Origin of the sequence: Aromatoleum evansii (genome assembly GCF_012910805.1) — a bacterium.
Lineage (GTDB): Bacteria > Pseudomonadota > Gammaproteobacteria > Burkholderiales > Rhodocyclaceae > Aromatoleum > Aromatoleum evansii.
In genome coordinates this window covers 1-382 of sequence record NZ_WTVK01000321.1, presented here as the reverse complement: position 1 = coordinate 382, position 382 = coordinate 1, and the positions used below count along the sequence as shown (strand labels likewise).

Sequence of the window (382 nt, the reverse complement as noted above, 5' to 3'; positions counted from 1 at the left end):
TGACGAGATCCTTCGTTCGGTCGACGATGCGCACCCGCCCCGTCTCGTCCTGGATGCCGATGTCGCCGGTGCGGAACCATCCGTCCTGCAGGGCTTCGGCGCTCGCGGCCGGGTTGTTCCAGTAGCCGGCGAAGATGGCGTGGCCGCGGCAGACGACCTCGCCGCGTTCGCCCGGCGGCAGCAGCTCGACGCGTTCGGGCACCGTCAGGTCGGCGATGCCCATGTCGATGCCCCACAGCGCGTGTCCGACGGTGCCCGGTTCGACGCCGAGCGCCTCCTGGTTCGACGTGATCGACGGCGAGGTCTCGCTGAGGCCGTAGCCTTCGTGGATCTTCGTCGAGAACACCCTCTCGAACTTCTCGAGCACGGCTACGGGCAGCGA

Annotated in this window: 1 protein-coding gene; it reads right to left on the bottom strand. The window is 68.6% G+C overall.

The window, feature by feature from the left end:
• Window positions 1-382, bottom strand: a 382-nt coding sequence (locus GO615_RS30175) for an AMP-binding protein (protein WP_169133131.1), incomplete at both ends; no start/stop codon positions are given.